This window comes from Microbacterium sp. CR_7 (assembly GCF_041954755.1).
In the GTDB taxonomy this organism is placed as follows: Bacteria; Actinomycetota; Actinomycetes; order Actinomycetales; family Microbacteriaceae; genus Microbacterium.
Genome location: NZ_JAVAYF010000002.1, coordinates 148505 through 166826, shown reverse-complemented (window position 1 = coordinate 166826; position 18322 = coordinate 148505). Strand labels below are relative to the sequence as shown.

Annotated in this window: 19 protein-coding genes; 8 read left to right on the top strand and 11 right to left on the bottom strand. The window is 70.1% G+C overall.

What is annotated here, in order from left to right; translation table 11 throughout:
• Window positions 1-213 precede the first annotated feature (213 nt).
• The gene (locus RAC81_RS04055; protein WP_375081133.1) at window positions 214-594 is read left to right on the top strand and encodes a VOC family protein; all 381 of its coding nucleotides are present in this window, start codon (window positions 214-216) and stop codon (window positions 592-594) included.
• Between the two features lie 80 nt (window positions 595-674).
• Here RAC81_RS04055 and RAC81_RS04050 read toward each other — a convergent pair whose 3' ends face one another.
• From RAC81_RS04050 to RAC81_RS04040, 3 genes are all read right to left on the bottom strand, one after another.
• Window positions 675-1109: an NUDIX domain-containing protein gene (locus RAC81_RS04050; protein WP_375081132.1), complete on the bottom strand. Its 435-nt coding sequence runs from the start codon at window positions 1107-1109 to the stop codon at window positions 675-677.
• Window positions 1110-1303: 194 nt separating this feature from the next.
• The gene (locus RAC81_RS04045; RefSeq protein WP_375081131.1) at window positions 1304-2155 is read right to left on the bottom strand and encodes a PhzF family phenazine biosynthesis protein; all 852 of its coding nucleotides are present in this window, start codon (window positions 2153-2155) and stop codon (window positions 1304-1306) included.
• A gap of 80 nt (window positions 2156-2235) precedes the next feature.
• The gene (locus tag RAC81_RS04040; RefSeq protein WP_375081130.1) at window positions 2236-3972 is read right to left on the bottom strand and encodes a thiamine pyrophosphate-binding protein; all 1737 of its coding nucleotides are present in this window, start codon (window positions 3970-3972) and stop codon (window positions 2236-2238) included.
• A 162-nt stretch (window positions 3973-4134) separates the two neighbouring features.
• Between RAC81_RS04040 and RAC81_RS04035 the strand changes: the two genes are divergently transcribed.
• Entirely contained in the window at window positions 4135-4644 is a 510-nt protein-coding gene (locus tag RAC81_RS04035) for a phosphoribosyltransferase (RefSeq protein ID WP_251586105.1), read from the top strand.
• A 19-nt stretch (window positions 4645-4663) separates the two neighbouring features.
• Here the strand turns inward: RAC81_RS04035 and RAC81_RS04030 are convergent, their stop codons facing one another.
• The 8 genes from RAC81_RS04030 to RAC81_RS03995 all read right to left on the bottom strand — a co-directional run bounded on the left by RAC81_RS04030 (window position 4664) and on the right by RAC81_RS03995 (window position 11496).
• A complete protein-coding gene (locus RAC81_RS04030; protein WP_375081129.1) occupies window positions 4664-6187 on the bottom strand; it encodes an ATP-dependent DNA ligase in 1524 nt (507 codons plus the stop codon).
• A gap of 63 nt (window positions 6188-6250) precedes the next feature.
• Window positions 6251-7021, bottom strand: coding sequence for an enoyl-CoA hydratase/isomerase family protein (locus tag RAC81_RS04025; RefSeq protein ID WP_375081128.1), 771 nt, complete (start codon window positions 7019-7021; stop codon window positions 6251-6253).
• Between the two features lie 9 nt (window positions 7022-7030).
• On the bottom strand, window positions 7031-8233 hold the full coding sequence (paaE, locus tag RAC81_RS04020) for a 1,2-phenylacetyl-CoA epoxidase subunit PaaE (RefSeq protein ID WP_375081127.1): 1203 nt from the start codon (window positions 8231-8233) through the stop codon (window positions 7031-7033).
• 16 nt (window positions 8234-8249) lie between these two features.
• On the bottom strand, window positions 8250-8759 hold the full coding sequence (gene paaD, locus RAC81_RS04015) for a 1,2-phenylacetyl-CoA epoxidase subunit PaaD (protein ID WP_375081126.1): 510 nt from the start codon (window positions 8757-8759) through the stop codon (window positions 8250-8252).
• Entirely contained in the window at window positions 8753-9535 is a 783-nt protein-coding gene (gene paaC, locus RAC81_RS04010) for a 1,2-phenylacetyl-CoA epoxidase subunit PaaC (RefSeq protein WP_375081507.1), read from the bottom strand. Before paaC ends, paaD begins: the two co-directional genes overlap by 7 nt.
• A 155-nt stretch (window positions 9536-9690) precedes the next feature.
• Entirely contained in the window at window positions 9691-9996 is a 306-nt protein-coding gene (paaB, locus tag RAC81_RS04005) for a 1,2-phenylacetyl-CoA epoxidase subunit PaaB (RefSeq protein ID WP_375081125.1), read from the bottom strand.
• On the bottom strand, window positions 9996-10970 hold the full coding sequence (gene paaA / locus RAC81_RS04000; protein ID WP_375081124.1) for a 1,2-phenylacetyl-CoA epoxidase subunit PaaA: 975 nt from the start codon (window positions 10968-10970) through the stop codon (window positions 9996-9998). The genes paaB and paaA overlap by 1 nt, the downstream gene beginning before the upstream one ends.
• Before the next feature lie 106 nt (window positions 10971-11076).
• A complete protein-coding gene (locus RAC81_RS03995) occupies window positions 11077-11496 on the bottom strand; it encodes a pilus assembly protein CpaE (RefSeq protein ID WP_375081123.1) in 420 nt (139 codons plus the stop codon).
• Window positions 11497-11602: 106 nt separating this feature from the next.
• On the opposite strand from RAC81_RS03995, the gene RAC81_RS03990 reads away from it, so the two are divergent.
• The 6 genes from RAC81_RS03990 to paaK all read left to right on the top strand — a co-directional run bounded on the left by RAC81_RS03990 (window position 11603) and on the right by paaK (window position 18296).
• Window positions 11603-13747, top strand: a complete 2145-nt coding sequence (locus RAC81_RS03990) for a DEAD/DEAH box helicase (RefSeq protein ID WP_375081122.1) — start codon at window positions 11603-11605, stop codon at window positions 13745-13747.
• A gap of 164 nt (window positions 13748-13911) precedes the next feature.
• A complete protein-coding gene (gene dhaK / locus RAC81_RS03985; RefSeq protein ID WP_375081121.1) occupies window positions 13912-14904 on the top strand; it encodes a dihydroxyacetone kinase subunit DhaK in 993 nt (330 codons plus the stop codon).
• A gap of 4 nt (window positions 14905-14908) precedes the next feature.
• Window positions 14909-15553: a dihydroxyacetone kinase subunit DhaL gene (dhaL, locus tag RAC81_RS03980; protein WP_375081120.1), complete on the top strand. Its 645-nt coding sequence runs from the start codon at window positions 14909-14911 to the stop codon at window positions 15551-15553.
• Window positions 15553-16308 carry an HPr family phosphocarrier protein gene (locus tag RAC81_RS03975; protein ID WP_375081119.1) on the top strand — a complete coding sequence of 252 codons (756 nt, stop codon included), beginning with the start codon at window positions 15553-15555 and terminating at the stop codon, window positions 16306-16308. The genes dhaL and RAC81_RS03975 overlap by 1 nt, the downstream gene beginning before the upstream one ends.
• A 230-nt stretch (window positions 16309-16538) precedes the next feature.
• Entirely contained in the window at window positions 16539-16916 is a 378-nt protein-coding gene (gene paaI, locus RAC81_RS03970) for a hydroxyphenylacetyl-CoA thioesterase PaaI (RefSeq protein WP_375081505.1), read from the top strand.
• Between the two features lie 126 nt (window positions 16917-17042).
• The gene (paaK, locus tag RAC81_RS03965) at window positions 17043-18296 is read left to right on the top strand and encodes a phenylacetate--CoA ligase PaaK (RefSeq protein WP_375081118.1); all 1254 of its coding nucleotides are present in this window, start codon (window positions 17043-17045) and stop codon (window positions 18294-18296) included.
• The last annotated feature ends 26 nt before the right edge of the window (window positions 18297-18322 follow it).

Here is an 18322-nt window from a genome sequence, read left to right as displayed (position 1 = left end):
AGGAGCTCACACGTATTGCAGGAGATCACACGCAATGAAGGAGTTCTCCGGGATCCGGTCCTTCGTTGCGTGCGATCTCCGTCGGTACGGATCGGGATGCCAGTGCCATTCCGATATACCGGCTGAGTGGGGTGGGAACTCTGGTGCGATGTCGGTGACCCCGCGTACGGTGAGTCGCGTGTGGGCGCCGATGCCCGCCAGGAGGGTGACACCATGTCGTGGAAGATCGAGCTCATCTTCGTGCCGGTGAGTGATGTCGACCGTGCGAAAGAGTTCTATACGAAGATCGGGTTCAATCCCGACCACGATCAGACACCGACCGAGGGGCTGCGGTTCGTGCAGATGACCCCTCCCGGGTCGGCGTGCTCGATCGCGTTCGGCACCGGACTCGACATCCCGCTCGAGCCCGGCCAGCAGAACACGATCCAGGTCGTGGTTCCCAACGCCGAAGAGGCGAAGGCCCAGCTGACCGCCCAGGGCGTCGAGGCCAGGGGAGTGGAAGACCTCGGCTGGGGGCGGTTCGTCTGGTTCGACGACCCGGACGGCAACACGTGGACTCTGCAGGAGCTCCCGGACTACAGCGCACAGTCCTGACGGCCTCGCAGTCTGGTCTGCGTGCAGTCTGGACCTGTCTGCGGGTCTACGTCGTTCCGGGCCCTGTCAGGCGCGGCTCGTCATCGTTCCGCGAGGGCGAGCAGCGCTTCCGGGGCGCCGGAGGGGAACAGCACGCGGGTGCCGGAGGCGACGTCGGCGATCGGGATCCACCGCACCGGGCTGCCCTGGTCGAGGATCTCGAGCACGGCATCGAGCGGCACGGCATCCAGCGCGCTGCTCGTCAGGGCGAAGACGTGGGCGATCTCGTGTCCCGGTTCGCCCTTGTAGGTGAAGATATTCTCGAAGACGCCCAGCGATTCGGCGCTGTCGATCTCGACGCCGAGTTCTTCCATGAACTCGCGATGGAGCGCCTCGACGGCGGTCTCGCCGAACTCGATGCCCCCGCCTATCGCACGAAGGAAGTGGAGGTCGCGGGAGCCGTCGTATCCCTCGAGCGCGAGCACGTGGCCCTGCTTGACGGGGAGGCCGACGGCGATGTTGCGGATGGCAGGCATCCCGGCAGATTAGCGCAGCGACCGCACCTTCACCTTCTGGTTCACGTTCTGCGGTGGTCGGTCAGTTCTGCGGCCATTTGCGCTCGCCGTGGCCGCAGAAATCACCCGTGGCCGCAGAAGTTGCGGGGAAGACGGAGGTCGGGCTGGGGCCGGACTGTGGACAGAGGATGCCTGCCGACCGACGACAGTCAGCCCTACAACCGGGTCGCACCGCCCGACACCTCGATGCCGCCGGCGTCGGGGATCGTCACCGTGAGCAGGCTCGGTCGGCGCACGTGTGCGCCCTGATGGATCCGGATGCTGCGCTCCGGATAGCCCAGATCGCGGAGGTACGCGCCCACGGATGCCGCGGCGGAGCCGGTCGCCGGGTCCTCGGTGATGCGTCCGACGGGGAACAGGTTCCGCGCGTCGAAGTCGGTCGGCCCAGGGGCGTGCAGCACGGTCACCGTGCCGAGCCACCCCTGTTCGCGCATGAGTGCGGCCACTTCCGGTGGCGCGAACCGGAACTGGTCGAAGAGCTCCCGGTCGGCGATCGTCACGACGGGGTGCCAGTTGCCGGCGAAAGACTCCTTCGGCGGGAACCGCGGGTCGAGATCGTCGCGGGCGACTCCGAGTAGCGCGAGCAGCCGGTCGAGCACATCGTCGTCGAGGTCGCGCACCTGGGGCTCGACGCTGGTGAACGACACCGTGACCGCCCCGTCTTCACCCATGCTCGATCGTAGGGTCACCGGCCCGGCGTCCGTGTCGAAGATGACCTCGCCCACGCCGTCGCGCTCGGCGAGGGCGACGGCTGTGGCCACGGTCGCGTGTCCGCAGAACGGCACCTCTGCGGCGGGCGACCAGTAGCGCACCCGGTATCGCGGCGTCGGCGCATCGGCCGCCCGCGCGATGAGGAAGGCGGTCTCGGAGTATCCCACCTTGGCGGCGATGTCCTGCATCCGCTCGTCTGTCAGACCGGAGGCGTCGAGGACGACGCCGGCGGGGTTTCCTCCGTCGGGCGTGGCGGCGAAGGCGCTGTAGCGCAGCACCTCGGGGTGGGAGTCCATATCGCGAGCCTATCGAGGGGATCGGCGTCGTCCGGACCACGTGGGGGCCAGCGGTCGGACGGCTGCGCCGGCTCTTCCCGTCAGGAGTTCACGCGGATGATCTCCTGCTGGTACGGCGCGATCACGTCGCCCGAGATCCGCAGGTCGAGGAGGAGGAAGCGACGATCAGCCGGATCTTCGGCCGCCCAGGTGCGCAGGCGCTCCAGGTCGGCGAGGGTGCGCACGACGACGCCTTCCGCGCCGACTGCGGCACCGAACGCGGCGAAGTCGACCTCGGGGATGCGCATCGGCGCCTCGGCCAGGCCCTTGAGGCCGTACAGGTTCACCTCGGCACCGTAGGCGGCGTCGTTCCAGATCACGGCCATGCCTCGGCCGCCGGCTGCCCGCACGGCGGATTCGAGGTCGGCGATCGCCATGAGCCCTCCGCCGTCGCCCGAGGTGAGCACGATCGTCGAGTCGCGGCGGGCGAGCGCGGCGCCGACGACGCTGGGCCACCCCTGGCCGATCGACTGGAACGCCGTGCCCACCATCATCATGCGGTCGGGAGCCGCGACCGGCCAGTACATGTTCGCCCAGCCGATGAAGTGTCCGCCGTCTGAGACGACGACGCGGTCCTCCGGCAGCAGCTCGCCGATGCGCTTCGCGGCCGACCGCGGGTCGAGCCGGCCGTCGGGCGCGAGTTCGTCGCCTGTCTCGTACGCGCGCGCCGCCGTCACGTCGACGATTTCGCGCCACGCCCGTGCGGACCCGACTTCGGATGCCGCGGCCGACACGCCGTCCGGATCGTCCGAACCCCCGGAGTGTCGGTCGCCAGGTCCGAAGCTGTGCTCGAGATCGTTCGCGCGCAGTCGTGCGACGATCTCCTCTGCGGCGAGCCGGGCGTCGGCGCGCACGAAGCCGCCCACGTGCGGGTGCGTCGCCGTCGGTGCGGTGTCGATCTGGAACACCCGGGTACCGGGCGCGAACAGCTCGCCGAAGCGCATCGTGAACTGGTTGAGTGACGCGCCGAACACGACCGCGACATCGGCCGAGCGCACGAGTTCCATGGCTCCGTCCGCCCCGAAACCGCCCGTGACGCCGAGGTCGTACTCCGCGGCGGGGAAGACACCGCGGCCGAGCGCCGAGGAGGCGGTGAGCGCACCTGTCAGGTCCGCCAGGTCGCCCAGTGCCGCGCCCGCGTCGGCGAGCCACGCTCCGCGACCCGCGAGCAGGAACGGACGCTCGGCACTCCGAAGCGCGTCCGCGATCTCGTCGAGCATGCCGTCGGCGAACTCCCCGCGCGGGGCGAGTGGGGCGGGGATGCGGGGCTCCGGCGCTGCGGGGACGGGGCCGGCCTCCAGGGCCGCGACGTCGTAGGGGATCGCGAGCACGACGGGCACCCGATAGGTCAGAGCGTGCTCGATGGCGATGACGGTGGTGGCCGCGGCATCCGCTCGTCCGACTGTGTAGGTGCGGGCGCCGACCGCGGAGGCGAGGGCGATCTGATCGACATCCCACGGCCGGGGGCCCGAGGTCGGCTCGTCGCCGACGACGAGCACGAGAGGCACGTGCGCCTGCACGGCCTCGGCCAGCGCGGTGAGGGTGTTCGTGAACCCGGCGCCGTACGTGGACGTGCCGGCCGCGATTCGCCCTGAGGCGCGGAAGTGGGCATCGGCGGCGACCACGGCGCCCTGTTCGTGGCGGACGGCGGTGAAGACGGCATCCGTCTGAGTCTCGAGCGCATCGAGGAAGTAGGCGTTGCCGTTGCCCATGACGCCGAAGACGGCGTCGATGTGCTGGGCGAGGGTGAGGGCGACGTGCGCGGACACGGTGGGCATGCGAGGGCCTTTCGAGACAGTGACGGAGAGAGATGCGTTCCGTATGTGTCTCGCCGCCGCGTCGCTGCGAGGGGCTTCGTGCCTCTTTTTCAGGCACCGGCTCGGGGCCGGACTCCTCGATTCTAGTGCTGGCCAGGGGCGGTTGTCGTGGAGAATGAGTCGGTGACGGATGCTTCGATCGAGCGCGAGACGCTCACCTGGGACGGATTCGGTTCGGCGACGCGGGACCTCGCGCGGTCGATCCTCGACAGCGGTTTCGAGCCGGAGGTCGTGGTGGCGATCGCCCGCGGTGGGCTGCTGCCGGCGGGGGCCATCGCCTACGGGCTCGGCGCGAAGAACTGCGGCGCGATCAACGTCGAGTTCTACACCGGGATCGGGACGGTGCTGGATGCGCCGGAGGTGCTGCCGCCCGCACTCGACATGGACTACCTCGACGGGCGCCGCGTGCTGCTCGTCGACGACGTCGCCGACTCGGGTCGCACGCTCGCGCTCGCCGTGCAGCTGCTGAAGGACAAGGGTGCCGACGTGCGGTCGGTCACGATCTACACGAAGCCGTCGACCATCATCCAGCCGGACTACGCCTGGAAGGACACGGACCTGTGGATCAACTTCCCGTGGTCGTTCCAGGGCACGGTGCGCGAGGAGGACCTGGGTCTGCCGCCGACGGCGTGACCGAGCAGGTGCCGGTCGGTCACCCGCGTAACAATCCCCGCAGCGTCTGGATCGTGTCGGCCTCGGCCGGGGTCTTGTCGGCGCGGTAGCTCTTCACCCGCGCGAAGCGCAGCGCGATCGCGCCCGGGTAGCGCGGTGACCGCTGCACGCCGTCGATCGCGATCTCGACCACGAAGTGCGGATCGAGGAAGACGGTGCCCTGGGTGCGGCGGGTCTCATGCGCGGGGAACTGCTCGGTCTGCCACCGCAGAAGCTCGTCGGTGAGTCCTTTGAACGTCTTGCCCACCATCACGAACCCGCCCGGTTCGCCGAACTCCCCGTCGGGGTCGCGCGCCCCGAGATGCAGGTTCGACAGCCATCCCTGACGGCGTCCCGATCCCCACTCGGCACCGAGCACGACGAGGTCGTAGGTCAGCACCGGCTTGACCTTGATCCAGGCCTTGCCGCGCCTGCCGGCGGTGTAGGTCGAGTCGATGCCCTTGACGAGCACCCCCTCGTGGCCGGCGGCGAGCGCGTCGCGTGACAGCTGCTCCGCAGCCTCCGGGTCGGCGGTGACGATCCCGGGCATCCGCCATTCAGCCGCCACCCGCTCGAGCTCGGCGAGCCGCACCGACAAGGGCTCGTCGATGAGGTCGCGACCGTCGACGTGCAGCACGTCGAAGAACCAGGGGCGCAATGCGAGCTCTCGGGCGGCGTCTGCCCCGAAGCGCGACATGGTCTCCTGGAAGGGGCGGGGCCCGCCGTCTTCGTCGAGCGACAGGGTTTCGCCGTCGAGGATGACGTCGTCGACGGGCAGGCCGCGGACGATCTCGACCAGCTCGGGCACGCGGTGCGTCACGTCGGCCAGGCTGCGCGTGTAGACGTGAACGTCGTCGCCGTGCCGGTGAACCTGGATGCGCGCGCCGTCGAGCTTGTACTCGACCGACGCCTCGCCGGTGATCTCGAGAGCAGCGGTCGGGGTCGCCGCCGTGCGCGCGAGCATGGGCAGCACGGGACGTCCGACGGCGAGTCCGATCGCGTCGAGCTCCTCTTCGGTTCGGGTGAGCGCCACCACGGCGGTCTCGCCGAGGTCTCCCGAGAGCATCGCCGCGCGACGCACGATGTCGGCGGGGCGATCGGATGCCCTGGCGACCGCGTCGAGCAGCACGCCGGCGAGCGCGCCCGTGCGGAGTTCGCCGAGCATGGAGCGGGAGAGGAAGTCCCACTCGGTCGCCGTCGCGCGCGAGGCGAGGCCGGTGAGGAGGCGGGTGCGAGCCGCCGTGGATCCTGACCCGGACGACGCCGCGAGCTCGTCGAGCGCAGCGTCGACGTCTGACAGAGACAGACCCGGGGCTGCGGCATGCACGACGTCGAGCGCCGACAGCCCGCGCCATCCGACGCCGAGCTTGCCCTGGCGAGGCGAGGCGAGCAGCAACCCCACGAGGACGGGCAGCTCCTCCGCATCCGCCGTCGAGAGGAGGGTCGCGAGGGCGTCGATCTTCGCGAGGCGGGACGATGTCGACGTCACCGTCTCGGCGGTGGTGACCGCGTCAGCGAGCTTCATCCCCGCAGTCTGGCACCGGGGTCGGACATTCGCCCAGGCCCTTGCGCGCGATCATCCCCGTCGTCAGTGCCCCCGGAACTCCGGGCGGCGCTTCTCCTGGAAGGCGGCGAACCCCTCGCGGTAGTCGTCGGTGTCGCAGAGGGCGGCCTGGGCGGCGTTCTCGACCTCGACGGACTCCCAGAGCGCGAGGCGCTCGTCACGGATGCGGGCGACGAGCTGCTTGCTGGCGAGGAAAGCGGCGGTGGCGCCGCGGGCGGCTGCGACCGCGGCATCCGTCGTGGCCTCCACGACCTCGTCGTCGGGGAAGACGCGCGAGAACAGTCCGGCTCCGACGGCTTCCGCTCCGCTCATCAGACGGCCCGTGTAGATGAGGTCGAGCGTGCGGTGAGCGCCGAGGCGGTCCACGAAGAGCGCGTGGCCGCCGGAGTCGAGCGTCGCCCCCAGTGCGGCGAACGGCGACCCGATCTTCGCGGACTCGGCGACGTACACGACGTCGGTCGCGATGAGGAGCCCGAGACCGACGCCGAGGCACGCGCCGTGGGCCACCGCGAAGGTCGGGGCAGGGAACCGCGACATGCGCTGCAGCAGCGGCGTGACGAGGCCGTCGAGGTATCCGCTCACGTCGTCGTCACGCGGGTCGACGCCCGAGATGTCGCGGCCGGCGCAGAACGCCCGCCCGTCGCCGCGCAGGACGAGCGCGCGGACGCCCGCTCGCTCGGCGTCGTCGTAGGCGCGCCCCAGGTCGCGCAACGCCTGCTCGTCGAGCGCGTTGAGCCTGGACGGTGCGTTCAGGACGACCGTGGCGACGTCGTCGGCGATCGCGAGATCGATCATCGGAACTCCTCAGACGTCGTAGTCGACGACGACGCGGTCGCTGGTGGGGTGGGACTGGCAGGTCAGCACGTAGCCGCGCTCGAGCTCGTCGGGCTCCAACGCGTAGTTCTCGGTCATGGTGACGCTGCCTTCCAGCACGCGCGCCCTGCACGTGCCGCACACGCCGCCCGCGCACGCGAACGGTGCGTCGGGGCGCACCCGCAGCGCCGCGTTGAGGACGGACTCGTGCGCGTCGACCGGACTCTCCACCGTCGACGACACCCCGTCGAGGGTGACCTCGATGCGCACCGTCTTCTCTCCGGCGCGCACGTCGACCGGCCGCGCGGTGCGGACCGACTCGTCCCCGGTCGTGAACAGCTCGAATCGCACGTGCTCCTTCGCGACCCCGACGTCGGCGAGCACGTCTCGGCAGAGGTCGACGAGCGCGAGCGGGCCGCACAGGAACCACTCGTCCACATCGGTCGGATCGATGAGCGAGGAGAGGATGGTGCGCAGCCGCTCCTCGTCGAGTCGTCCGGAGAGCACCGGCGCGGTGCGCTGCTCGCGCGAGAGCACGTGATGCAGCGTCAGGCGGGTCGGATAGCGGTCCTTGAGGTCGGCGAGATCTTCCAGGAACATGACGTCGACCGTCGCGCGGTTCGTGTACAGCAGGGTGAACCGCGCCGTGTCCGACCTGCCGAGCACGGTGTGCGCGAGCGCCATGAGCGGGGTGATGCCGGAGCCGGCGGCGATCCCGACGACGTGCCGGTGATCGAGGTCGTCGAGGCCCGAGGTGAACGTGCCCTGCGGGCTCATCACGTCGATCTCGAATCCCGGATGCAGTCCGGTCTGCGCCCACGTGGAGAACAGGCCACCCTCGTCGCGCTTGACGGCGACGCTCAGCCGGGTCGGTGCGCCGGCGGCCACCTGTTCGGGCGTCCGCTGCTCCGGTGGTCGGCACAGCGAGTACGAGCGTCGCACGTCGACGCCGTCGAGCGTCGTCCGCAGAGCCACGTACTGGCCGGGGAGGTGGTCGTAGTCGTCGGCCAGCTCGGCGGGGACGGCGAACGTCACCTCGACGGCATCGTCGGTGAGCGGGCGGACGCTCTCGACCGCGAGAGTGTGGAACGTCGCGCGCCGGCGAGCAGGGCGCCGGTCTGCGGATGCCGGACCCAGCGCCGCATCGGTCCGCTGCGCTTCGTTCGATGCAGGACGCGTCGTGAACAATCCCATCAGTGCACCCCGCTCATCAGTGCACCTTGAAGTGATCGAAAGGTTCGAGGCAGGCGCGGCATTCGAACAGCGCTTTGCACGAGGTCGATCCGAAGCGGGAGACCTCGCGGGTGTCGAGCGATCCGCAGCGCGGGCACCGCACGCTGATCGCGAGGCGGATGGGTCCGGACGAGACGGCCGCGCGTCCGGAGGGCGGGGCGATGCCGTAGCGCTCGAGCTTCTGCTTGCCGGCATCCGACATCCAGTCCGTGGTCCACGCGGGGGAGAGCACGAGTCGGACGTCGACGCGGGCGGCTCCCGCCGCGGTGAGCGCGAGGATGACGTCGTCACGGATCGTGTCCATGGCCGGGCAGCCGCTGTAGGTGGGCGTGATGTCGACGCGCACGATCTCGCCGTCGATCTCGACCGCGCGCAGCACGCCGAGGTCCTCGATCGTCAGCACCGGCACCTCGGGGTCGGGGACGCCCGCGGCGATCGTCCACGCGTCGTCGCGGGAGAGGGGTCGCGCGTCTCGTACGGTCACCACGATGCCCCCGGATGCCGTCGGGCGAGCACCTGCATCTCGGCGAGCATGTGCCCGAACGGCGTCGCATGAGCGCCGCGGCGCCCGCCCGCTGATGAGGCGGCGATGGTCGGCGTCTCCAGCTGCGCTTCGGCGAACACGGTGTCGACGACCGCGTCGAAACCGGCGCGCAGGCTCGACGGCCGGACGGCCGCGTCGCCGAGGCGCTCGACGAGGTCGTCGTCGCGGAACAGCTCGTCGACGTACGGCCAGACGTCGCCGATCGCGCGGATCATGCGACGGCGCGACTCGTCGGTGCCTCCGGCGAGCCGCAGCACCCACTGCACGGAGTGGTCGCGGTGGTAGTCGACCTCCTTCAGTGCTTTCTCGGCGATGGCGGCGAACGTCTCGTCGGCGCTCGCGCGGAGAGCCGAGTACAGCTCGAACATGTAGGTGGAGACGACGAACTGTCGCGCGATGGTCTGCGCGAAGTCGCCGTTGGGCTGTTCCACGATCCACGCGCAGCGGAACTCCGGCTCGTCGCGGAAGAACGCGAGGTCGTCCTCGCTGCGTCCGTCGTACGAGCCGGCGTAGTGCAGGAAGGAGCGCGCATGGCCGAGCAGGTCGAGCGCGATGTTGCCGAGCGCGACGTCCTCCTCGAGCTCGGGCGCGCGGGAGATCCAGGCGCCGAGCTGCTGGGAGAGGATGAGGGCGTCGTCGCCGAGTCGGAGCGCGTACTCGGCGACGTCGGCGGATGCCGCGACCGCGCCGCTTCCGGAGATCTCGGTGCTCAGGCGCAGTTCGTCGACCGACACGTCACCGTGGATGTCATCGTGGTGCGTTTCGTCTCGTTGCGCTCGCTCCTCGACCGACACGTCACCGTGGATGTCATGCTGGTGCGTTTCGTCTCGCTCCGCTCGCTCGACGACCGGGAGGGTGGTGTCCGGTTCCGTGCTCACAGGTGCGGCACCCCCTCGGAAGCCGTGTAGTACACGGCGTGCCGGTAGTTCTTGCCCGCCGGGCTCTCGAAATAGGCGCCCTTCGCGTCGGGGTCGCTCGTGGTGATCGCGTCGGCGGGAACCGCCCAGATCGAGACGCCCTCGCCCCGCCGCGTGTAGAGGTCGCGGGCGTTGCGGATCGCCATGTCGGCGTCAGGGGCGTGCAGCGAGCCGACGTGCACGTGGCTGAGTCCGCGGTTCGCTCGCACGAAGACCTCCCAGAGCGGCCAGGGCTCGTGCTCGTCGTGCCCGGGGGTCGCCATCACGCCACCGCGCGATCTGCTGCGGCCTGCTTGCGGGCGTACTCCGCGGCGGCCTCCCGCACCCACGCGCCCTCCTCGTGGGCGGTGCGGCGTCGTTCGAGGCGCTCGGCGTTGCAGGGGCCGTTGCCGCGCAGGACCTCGAAGAACTCGTCCCAGTCGATCTCGCCCATGTCGTAGCGCCCCGCCTCGTCATTCCATCGGAGGTCGGGGTCGGGCAGCGTGACACCGAGGATCTCGGCCTGCGGCACCAGCATCCCGATGAATCGCTGCCTGAGCTCGTCGTTCGAGAAGCGCTTGATCTTCCATGCCATGGACTGCGCGGAGTTGGGGGACTGGTCGTCGGGCGGCCCGAACATCGCCAGGCTCGGCCAGTACCAGCGGTTCACGGCATCCTGTGCCATCTCGCGCTGCTCGTCGGTGCCGCGCATCAGCGACAGCAGGATCTCGAACCCCTGGCGCTGGTGGAACGACTCCTCCTTGCAGATGCGCACCATCGCGCGGCCGTAGGGGCCGTACGAGGCGCGGCACAGCGGCACCTGATTGCAGATCGCCGCGCCGTCGACGAGCCAGCCGATGGCGCCCATGTCGGCCCAGGTCGGCGTGGGGTAGTTGAAGATCGAGGAGTACTTCGCCTTGCCGCTGATGAGCTGGTCCATCATGGCGTCACGCGTGATGCCGAGCGTCTGGGCGGCCGAGTAGAGGTAGAGACCGTGGCCGGCCTCGTCCTGCACCTTCGCCATGAGGATCGCCTTGCGCTTGAGGCTCGGCGCGCGGGTGATCCAATTGCCCTCCGGCTGCATGCCGATGATCTCGGAGTGCGCGTGCTGCGAGATCTGGCGGATGAGCGTCTTGCGGTAGGCGTCGGGCATCCAGTCGCGGGGCTCGATGCGCTGCTCGTTCGCGATGAGCTCGTCGAAGAGGCGCTGCTGCTCCGACGTCTCCTCGATGAGGGAGAGGTCTGCGGGGCTGGTCATCATCGACTCCTCCGTGTGGCGGTCTGCGGATCGGCTTTACTGACCGATCGTTAGGTTATTCTGACACACGTCCCCGACGTCTTCAAGGCATCGCGCCGAGCGAGGGTCAGCGAGAGCGTGACACGAGCTCGAGGAGCGCTCGTCCGTACGCCTCGGACGGCTCCGGATGCTCGAACGAGAGCGTCTCGCCCGCGATCTCGACGTCGACGCGGAACGAATCCTCGAGGCGCATCAGCGCGCGAAAGGTTCCTCGAAGCAGGTCGCGGAGCTGATCCTCGCGCGGCAGCCAGACGGCGTCGGCCAGTGTCACGGCGTCCAGCGCCCACTCGGTCGTGCCGTTGAAGGCGAGATCGGTGCCGCTCGGCGTCTGTCGCGCCTCGATCGTCATCGCGCTGACGGTGAAGACGTCGGCCTCGGCCTCGAGCTCGATCTCCTCGGGCAGGTCGAGCTGGAAGCGGTCGCCCTCAGCGGGGTGCCAGCCCAGCCCGGCGTCTCGGAGGCGGACGGCGAGTTCGCGGGAGATCATCCCTTCACGCTACCGGCGCTGGGAAGCGTCGGGCTCGTCGGGAGCCACGCGGGGAGCTGTGCACAACCGCGACGCGGATGTCCGACGCCTCGGGCAGAGTGGAGGCATGACCTCCCCCGCCGAGACCGCGCATCCGAGCTCGACGAGCGACGGCATCCGAGATCAGGCTCTGGCCGCGCTCCGCGAGCTCGTCGGCCGTTCGGACGCCGACTTCCACGACGGGCAGTTCGAGGCGGTCGAGGCGCTGGTCGGCGGCCGTCGTCGCGCGCTCGTCGTGCAGCGCACAGGGTGGGGCAAGTCCGCGGTGTACTTCGTCGCCACGCTGCTGCTGCGACGCGAGGGCGCGGGGCCGACGGTGCTGGTGTCACCGCTGCTCGCGCTGATGCGCGACCAGATCGCCGCGGCCGAGCGCGCGGGGGTGCGGGCAGTCGCGATCAACTCGACCAACGCCCACGAGTGGAGCGATGTGCTCGCGCAGCTCGACCGCGACGAGGTCGATGTGCTGCTGGTGTCGCCCGAACGGCTGAACAATCCGTCCTTCCGCGAGCAGCAGCTGCCGGCCCTCGTGCGGCGCATCGGCATGCTGGTGGTCGACGAGGCGCACTGCATCAGCGATTGGGGGCATGACTTCCGTCCCGACTATCGGCGCCTGCGCGACCTCATCGCGCAGATGCCGCCCGGGGTGCCGGTGCTGGCGACCACGGCCACGGCGAACAGCCGTGTCGTGGCCGACGTGGCCGAGCAGCTTGGCAGTCTGACGCAGGAGTCTCCCGCGTCGGAACCGGTCCTGACGATCCGCGGGCCGCTCGCCCGCACCTCGCTGCGCCTCGGCGTGCTGCGGCTGCGCGACTCCGCGAGTCGGCTGGCGTGGCTGCTCAGCCATCTCGACGACCTGCCGGGCTCGGGCATCATCTACACCCTCACGGTGTCAGCCGCGGTCGACACCGCGAGGCTCCTGCGTGAGCACGGGCACGACGTGCGCGCGTACACGGGACAGACGGATGCCGAGGAGCGCGAGGAGTCCGAGGGGATGCTCAAGCGCAACGAGGTGAAGGCGCTCGTCGCGACGAGCGCTCTGGGGATGGGTTTCGACAAGCCGGATCTCGGGTTCGTCGTGCATCTCGGCGCGCCCTCGTCGCCTGTGGCCTACTACCAGCAGGTCGGTCGCGCCGGACGAGCCAGTGACAGCGCCGACGTGCTGCTGCTGCCCGGCGTCGAGGACCGCGACATCTGGCACTACTTCGCGACGGCCTCGATGCCGGATCGGGAGCGTGCCGAGCGCGTGATCGCCGCGCTCGGCGACGCGCCGATTTCGACACCGGCACTCGAGGCGATGGTCGACATCCGGCGTACGCCGCTGGAGCTGCTGCTCAAGGTGCTCGACGTCGACGGGGCGGTCCGGAAGGTGCAGGGCGGCTGGATCGCGACCGGCGAACCGTGGACGTACGACGCGGCGCGCTATGAACGGATCGCCGCGGAGCGCGTGGCCGAGCAGCAGCACATGCTCGACTACGAGCAGACCGACGGATGCCGCATGGAGTTCCTGCAGCGTGCGCTCGACGACGACACGGCGGCGCCCTGCGGCCGATGCGACAACTGTGCGGGGGTGTGGTTCCCGCAGGAGATCACCATGCAGGCCGGAGCCCAGGCGGCCGAGTCGCTCGACCGGGTCGGGGTGCCGATCGAACCACGGCGCGCTTGGCCGACCGGCGCCGACCGGCTCGACGTCCCGGTCCGAGGTCGGATCGCCGCCGAGGAGCAGGCGGACGAGGGTCGCGCTCTCGCTCGCCTGACGGACCTCGGGTGGGGTGGCACGCTCCGCCAGGTGTTCGCTGCGGGTGCCCCGGATGCTGTCGTCACGCCGCAGCTGCTCGACGCCTGCATTCGCGTGCTCGCGCGCTGGGAGTGGGCCGAGCGGCCGGTCGCTGTCGTGGCCATGCCGTCACGGTCGCGTCCGCTGCTCGTCGACTCCCTCGCCCGCGGTCTCGCCGAGGTGGGGAGGCTGCCCTATCTCGGCGCTCTGGAGCCGGTCGACGGCGGTCCGAGTGGCGAGTCCGGAGGGAACAGCGTGTTCCGCCTCGCCGGCCTCTGGGACAGGCTCAGCGCCGAGCGGCTCGACCTGCCGTCCGGACCGGTGCTGCTCGTCGACGATCTCGTCGACAGCCGGTGGACCGTGACGGTCGCTGCCCGCGAGCTCCGACGTGCCGGTGCGACCGCGGTGCTGCCCTTCGTGCTGGCACTGCGCGGCTGAGGGGCGCGCGCTTCCGGCCGCGTTCGGGCCGTGAGCAGCTCTCTCTTGACATCGGGTCCCGGCCCGAGCACATTCGACAGAGACGGACGACTCTCGGATTCCGCGGATCATTCGTCGGGGGTTCGCCAGAGGAATCACGCGGTCGAGATCAAGGGAGATCCAGCATGAAGAAGCTCATCAACGCGCCGGAGGACGTGCTCGTCGAGTCGCTCAGGGGGGTGGCCCTCGCGTATCCGGAACTCGCCGTCGATCTCGAGACGCACGTCATCACGCGCGCGACGCCGAAGGCGCAGGGCAAGGTCGCCGTGGTGTCCGGCGGCGGCTCCGGGCACGAACCGCTCCACGGCGGATTCGTCGGCGAGGGGATGCTCGACGCGGCCGTGGCGGGAGAGATCTTCACGTCGCCGACCCCCGACCGGGTGCAGGCCGCTACGAAGGCGGTCGACCGAGGTGCCGGAGTCCTGCACATCGTGAAGAACTACACGGGCGACGTGCTGAACTTCGAGATGGCTGCCGAGCTCGCGTCCATGGAGGGCATCGAGGTCGGCACCGTGGTCGTCGACGACGACGTCGCGGTGCAGGATTCGCTCTACACCGCCGGTCGCCGAGGCGGCGGACTCACGGTGCTGCTCGAGAAGCTGGTCGGTGCCGCGGCCGAGGAGGGGCAGGACCTCGCCTCGGTCGTCGCGCTCGCGCAACGCATCAACGGGCAGGGCCGCTCGATGGGCATGGCCCTGACGAGCTGCACGGTGCCGGCCGCGGGCAAGCCGACCTTCGACCTGCCCGAAGACCAGATGGAGATCGGTATCGGCATCCACGGCGAGCCCGGCAGGCACCGCGAACCGCTCGCTCCGGCATCCGAGATCGCGCGGCAGCTCGTCGAGCCGATCCTTGCCGACCTCGATCGCACCGGTCCCGCGATCGTCATGCTCAACGGCATGGGCGCGACGCCGCAGATCGAGCTCTACCTCATGTACGGGGAGGTCGCGACGCTGCTGGAGAAGGCCGGGATCCAGATCGCCCGAAACCTCGTCGGCAACTACATCACCTCGCTCGACATGGCCGGGTGCTCGGTCACCGTGCTCGCCGCCGACGACGAGATCCTCCGGCTGTGGGACGCCCCCGTGAACACCCCCGGCCTGCGCTGGGGGGTGTGACGCGATGGCGGAGACGATCAGCACCGCGACCGTCGTCGACTGGATCACGCGATTCCGCGACGCCGTGACCGAGAAGCGCGACTGGCTCACCGAGCTCGACTCGGCGATCGGCGACGCCGACCATGGGGCGAACATGACCCGCGGGATGGCGGCGGTCGTCGAGAAGCTCGGATCCGCCTCGCCCGCCACGATGGACGAACTGCTCAAGAGCGTCGGGATGACGCTCGTCAGCTCGGTCGGCGGAGCGAGCGGGCCCCTGTACGGCACGTTGTTCCTGCGCATGGGTATGACGGCGGGTGCCGTCACCGAGCTGGATGCCGCGGCGCTCGCCGCCGCGCTGCGGGCAGGGCTCGACGGCATCGTCGCGCGGGGCAAGGCCGAGGCGGGGGACAAGACGCTGTTCGATGCGATGGCGCCAGCGGTGGATGCTGTGGAGGCCGGCGTCGAGCGAGGCGCAGGGCTCGCCGATGCGACGCGCGCCGCAGCGAAGGCAGCGGCGGTCGGCCGTGATTCCACCACCCCGCTGGTCGCCCGGAAGGGGCGCGCGAGCTACTTGGGGGAACGGAGCGCCGGGCACCTCGATCCCGGCGCGGCTTCCGTGACTCTGCTCTTCGAGACGCTCGCCGACGCGGTCGCCGGCTCGTCCTGATGATCGGCGTCGTCGCCGTCTCCCACAGCTCTCGGCTCGGGGAGGCGGCACTCGAACTCGCCCTGCAGATGGTCCCATCCGGAGGGGCGCAGGTGCGCGTCGCGGCGGGCGCGGGGACGGATGCCGATGGTGCGCCGGTGCTCGGCACCGACGCCGTCGCCGTGGCGGCGGCGATCGACGAGCTCGCTGCCGACTGCGACGGCGTGCTCGTGCTCATGGATCTCGGCTCGGCCGTGCTGAGCGCCGAGCTCGCGCTCGAGCTGCGCACGAGCGACGTGCCCGTGCGGCTGGCCCCTGCGCCCTTCGTCGAGGGGCTGCTCGCCGCCGTCGTGTCGGCCTCGGCCGGCGGGGCGCTGGATACCGTCGCCGCGGAGGCGATGGCAGCGCTCGCCGCCAAGACGGAGCAGTTGGGTGAAGACCGTGCGAGCGCCGTCGGTAGCGCTTCCATTGCGGAGGACGAAAGCGCTGCGCGCGGCCTGACTCGCATCGTCCGGGTGCGCAACCCGCTCGGCATCCACGCGCGTCCGGCGGCACTGATCGCCAAGGCCTCGGCCGGTGCACAGGTGATCCTGCGACGGCTGCCCGACGGTCCCGAAGCCTCGGCGGCGAGCCTGACACGCGTGCTCGTTCTCGGTGCCAGAGAGGGGGATGAGATCGCGTTGACCGCAACGGGGTCGGGCGCCACTGACGCACTGGATCGCGTGGTGGCGCTATTCGACGAGGGGTTCGGTGAGATGACATCTTCGTCCCCTTGAGGCCGATGATCGCGGTCTCTGCGCCTGCGAACGCGATGAATGCCGCAGAGGCGTGCACTTCACATCGCGGGAACCTCTTTACTAACCGATCGTTCAGTTAGTATGGTCGGGTCGGATGCTGCGGCATCCGACTCGACGAGGAGGTCGACATGGCAGAGACGCGCACCGCTGAGCAGACCGCGGCAGGGGCACCGCCCGTCCCGGGACCAGATCTGCCCCCGAACCGTGCGATGATGCAGCGCGATCGCGCCTCGGCATCCCTCGGGCTGGTCGTCGAACGAGACGATCCGGGGCACGCGGTCGTGTCGATGTTCGTGCGCGACGACATGACCAACGGATTCCGCATCACGCACGGAGGCTTCGTCTTCGCCCTCGCCGACACGGCGTTCGCGATCGCCTGTAACGAGGACGATCGGGTGACGGTCGCCGCGGGTGCCGACATCTCGTTCCTCAAGCCGACGGCAGCCGGTCAGACCCTGACCGCGACCGCCGTGCGACGCTCCCGATCGGGGCGCTCCGGCATCTACGACGTGACCGTCGTCGACGAGTTGGGCGACACGGTCGCCGAGTTCCGCGGACGCTCGCGCACCACCTCGCAGACCTTCTGACCACACCTTCCGATTCCCTCCGGAGCACTCATGTCGACGACGACCGAACCCTCCACCGCCTCCGCACATGTACGCGCCTCGCGCGTTCAGCCGCCTACTCCCGACTGCCTCGATCCCGAAGAGCGGATGAGTCGCGAGGAGATCGAAGCCCTCCAGCTCGTGCGGCTGCAGCAGACCGTCCGCCACGCGTACGCGAACGTGCCGCTCTACACCCGCAAGTTCGACGAGGCCGGTGTGCATCCCGACGACATCCGCACGCTCGCCGACGTCGAGCGGCTGCCGTTCACGACGAAGGCCGATCTGCGCGAGACCTACCCGTTCGGGATGTTCGCGGTGCCGATGACCGGGGTCGCCCGCATCCACGCGTCCAGCGGGACGACGGGGCGCCCGACGGTCGTCGGTTACACGAAGGGCGACCTCGAGCGCTGGGGCACCCTGGTGGCGCGATCCCTGCGCGCAGCGGGCATCCGCCCCGGTATGAAGGTGCACAACGCCTACGGCTACGGACTGTTCACCGGCGGGCTCGGCGCTCACGCGGGTATCGAGGCACTCGGTGCCACGGTCATCCCCGTCTCGGGTGGTCAGACGGCGCGGCAGGTTCAGCTGATCCGGGACTTCGAGCCCGATGCGATCCTCTGCACGCCGAGCTATCTGTTGACGATCGCCGACGCGATGGTGGCTCAGGGAATCGATCCGCGCTCGACCTCGCTGAAGGTGGCGGTGCTGGGCGCGGAGCCGTGGACGAACGAGATGCGACGCGAGCTCGAGCAGCGGCTCGACATCGACGCGCTCGACATCTACGGTCTAAGCGAGGTCATGGGTCCGGGCGTGGGGAGCGAATGCCTCGACGGTAAGGACGGCCCGCACCTGTGGGAGGACCACTTCCTGCCCGAGGTCATCGACGCCGCGACGGGCGCCGCGCTGCCCGACGGCGAGCTCGGCGAGCTCGTGTTCACGTCGCTCACCAAGGAGGCGTTCCCGGTCATCCGCTACCGCACGCGCGACCTCACGCGGCTCCTTCCCGGCACCGCGCGCCCCGGCATGCGGCGCATGGAGAAGGTCACCGGGCGCAACGACGACATGATCATCGTGCGTGGCGTCAACCTCTTCCCGACCCAGATCGAGGAGCTGGTGCTCGGCATCGAGCAGCTCACGCCGCACTTCATCCTCGAACTCAGCAAGGACGGGCGGATGGATGCTCTCACGGTGCGCATCGAGCGGCATCCTGATCTGTCGGTCGAGGTCTGCCAGAGCGCGGCGGAGGTGCTCGCCCAGCGCATCAAGGTGTTCATCGGGTCGACGGTCCACGTGCGACTCGAGGAGCCGGGAGTGCTACCGCGGAGCGAGGGCAAGTACAAGCGCGTCTACGACCTCCGGTGATCTCCCGCCTGCCGCCCTTTCCACCT

Bases quoted from the DNA above. Each gene is read 5' to 3' on its own strand.
- RAC81_RS04055 (WP_375081133.1), top strand. From the start codon at position 214: ATGTCGTGGAAGATCGAGCTCATCTTCGTGCCGGTGAGTGATGTCGAC.
- RAC81_RS03975 (WP_375081119.1), top strand. From the start codon at position 15,553: ATGATCGGCGTCGTCGCCGTCTCCCACAGCTCTCGGCTCGGGGAGGCG.
- RAC81_RS04040 (WP_375081130.1), bottom strand. From the start codon at position 3,972: ATGCCCACCGTGTCCGCGCACGTCGCCCTCACCCTCGCCCAGCACATC.
- dhaL (WP_375081120.1), top strand. From the start codon at position 14,909: ATGGCGGAGACGATCAGCACCGCGACCGTCGTCGACTGGATCACGCGA.
- paaK (WP_375081118.1), top strand. From the start codon at position 17,043: ATGAGTCGCGAGGAGATCGAAGCCCTCCAGCTCGTGCGGCTGCAGCAG.
- RAC81_RS03990 (WP_375081122.1), top strand. From the start codon at position 11,603: ATGACCTCCCCCGCCGAGACCGCGCATCCGAGCTCGACGAGCGACGGC.
- RAC81_RS04045 (WP_375081131.1), bottom strand. From the start codon at position 2,155: ATGGACTCCCACCCCGAGGTGCTGCGCTACAGCGCCTTCGCCGCCACG.
- paaB (WP_375081125.1), bottom strand. From the start codon at position 9,996: ATGGCGACCCCCGGGCACGACGAGCACGAGCCCTGGCCGCTCTGGGAG.
- paaA (WP_375081124.1), bottom strand. From the start codon at position 10,970: ATGACCAGCCCCGCAGACCTCTCCCTCATCGAGGAGACGTCGGAGCAG.
- paaE (WP_375081127.1), bottom strand. From the start codon at position 8,233: ATGGGATTGTTCACGACGCGTCCTGCATCGAACGAAGCGCAGCGGACC.
- RAC81_RS04025 (WP_375081128.1), bottom strand. From the start codon at position 7,021: ATGATCGATCTCGCGATCGCCGACGACGTCGCCACGGTCGTCCTGAAC.
- dhaK (WP_375081121.1), top strand. From the start codon at position 13,912: ATGAAGAAGCTCATCAACGCGCCGGAGGACGTGCTCGTCGAGTCGCTC.
- paaI (WP_375081505.1), top strand. From the start codon at position 16,539: ATGATGCAGCGCGATCGCGCCTCGGCATCCCTCGGGCTGGTCGTCGAA.
- RAC81_RS04050 (WP_375081132.1), bottom strand. From the start codon at position 1,109: ATGCCTGCCATCCGCAACATCGCCGTCGGCCTCCCCGTCAAGCAGGGC.
- RAC81_RS04030 (WP_375081129.1), bottom strand. From the start codon at position 6,187: ATGAAGCTCGCTGACGCGGTCACCACCGCCGAGACGGTGACGTCGACA.
- RAC81_RS03995 (WP_375081123.1), bottom strand. From the start codon at position 11,496: ATGATCTCCCGCGAACTCGCCGTCCGCCTCCGAGACGCCGGGCTGGGC.